This window comes from Exiguobacterium sp. s127 (assembly GCF_018618695.1).
Lineage (GTDB): Bacteria > Bacillota > Bacilli > Exiguobacteriales > Exiguobacteriaceae > Exiguobacterium_A > Exiguobacterium_A oxidotolerans.
In genome coordinates, this window is the sequence record NZ_JACSMO010000025.1 from 1 (window position 1) to 1,183 (window position 1,183).

A 1,183-nucleotide genomic window follows, 5' to 3' on the forward strand; every position below is an offset into this window, starting at 1 on the left:
CCGTTCCCATGCCGAACACGGAAGTTAAGCACTTGAACGCCGAAAGTAGTTGGGGGCTTCCCCCTGTGAGGATAGGACGTTGCCAGGCATACTTTTTTAATAAAGTATTTGACAATTTTGACTGACTAATATAACATTATAGAAGTCGTCAAGTTACCACGGTCCTGTGGTGTAGCGGTTAACATGCCTGCCTGTCACGCAGGAGATCGCGGGTTCGAATCCCGTCAGGACCGCCATTTTTATTTACCGATCTTTTTCATTATGGCTTTGTAGCTCAGTCGGTAGAGCAGAGGACTGAAAATCCTCGTGTCGGCGGTTCGATTCCGTCCAAAGCCACCATTTACACCTGCCGGTGTAGCTCAGCTGGTAGAGCAACTGACTTGTAATCAGTAGGTCGCGGGTTCGACTCCTGTTGCCGGCACCATTTTTCATTTAATATGGCGGTTGTGGCGAAGTGGTTAACGCACCGGATTGTGATTCCGGCATTCGTGGGTTCAATTCCCATCAGTCGCCCCATTTTATTTTTAATTTAATACTAGTTTGTGTCATTAGCTCAGTTGGTAGAGCATCTGACTTTTAATCAGAGGGTCGCAGGTTCGAATCCTGCATGACACACCATTTTTATGCGGGTGTGGCGGAATTGGTAGACGCGCTAGATTTAGGATCTAGTGTCTTTGACGTGGGGGTTCAAGTCCCTTCACCCGTACCATTTATATTTATAATGCGGAAGTAGTTCAGTGGTAGAATACGACCTTGCCAAGGTCGGGGTCGCGGGTTCGAATCCCGTCTTCCGCTCCATTTTTTAAATAGAAGTAACAAAAAATAGCATAATTTGCGGTCGTGGCGGAATGGTAGACGCGCTAGGTTGAGGGCCTAGTGGTGGCAACACTGTGGAGGTTCAAGTCCTCTCGACCGCACTTATTATGCACCCTTAGCTCAGCTGGATAGAGTACTTGACTACGAATCAAGGGGTCGGGAGTTCGAATCTCTCAGGGTGCACTTTTCGGGAAGTAGCTCAGCTTGGTAGAGCACTTGGTTTGGGACCAAGGGGTCGCAGGTTCGAATCCTGTCTTCCCGACCATTATTATTATCGGACTTTGAAAACTGAACGATGAGGCAAAAACGTATCTTCGGATACAAACAATGAATGAAGCGCAAGCTTCGTCAACGTGACTTTTAGTCA

The 1,183-nt window shown here is 47.5% G+C and carries 10 tRNA genes and 1 rRNA gene; all 11 read left to right on the forward strand.

The features are described from left to right. Nucleotides 1–88 (forward strand): 5S ribosomal RNA (rrf, locus tag KNP98_RS15805); the annotation flags it as partial. Between the two features lie 72 nt (nucleotides 89–160). Further along, nucleotides 161–236: transfer RNA gene (locus KNP98_RS15810), tRNA-Asp, on the forward strand. Nucleotides 237–263: 27 nt separating this feature from the next. Then, a tRNA-Phe gene (locus KNP98_RS15815) sits at nucleotides 264–339 on the forward strand. Between the two features lie 9 nt (nucleotides 340–348). Continuing rightward, nucleotides 349–424, forward strand: a tRNA-Thr gene (locus KNP98_RS15820). Nucleotides 425–440: 16 nt separating this feature from the next. Then, nucleotides 441–516: transfer RNA gene (locus tag KNP98_RS15825), tRNA-His, on the forward strand. A 26-nt stretch (nucleotides 517–542) separates the two neighbouring features. Next, nucleotides 543–618, forward strand: a tRNA-Lys gene (locus KNP98_RS15830). A gap of 7 nt (nucleotides 619–625) precedes the next feature. Continuing rightward, a tRNA-Leu gene (locus tag KNP98_RS15835) sits at nucleotides 626–709 on the forward strand. A 14-nt stretch (nucleotides 710–723) separates the two neighbouring features. Continuing rightward, nucleotides 724–798 (forward strand) — tRNA-Gly (locus KNP98_RS15840). Nucleotides 799–834: 36 nt separating this feature from the next. Beyond that, a tRNA-Leu gene (locus KNP98_RS15845) sits at nucleotides 835–917 on the forward strand. Between the two features lie 8 nt (nucleotides 918–925). Then, a tRNA-Arg gene (locus KNP98_RS15850) sits at nucleotides 926–999 on the forward strand. Between the two features lie 5 nt (nucleotides 1,000–1,004). Continuing rightward, nucleotides 1,005–1,081: transfer RNA gene (locus tag KNP98_RS15855), tRNA-Pro, on the forward strand. The last annotated feature ends 102 nt before the right edge of the window (nucleotides 1,082–1,183 follow it).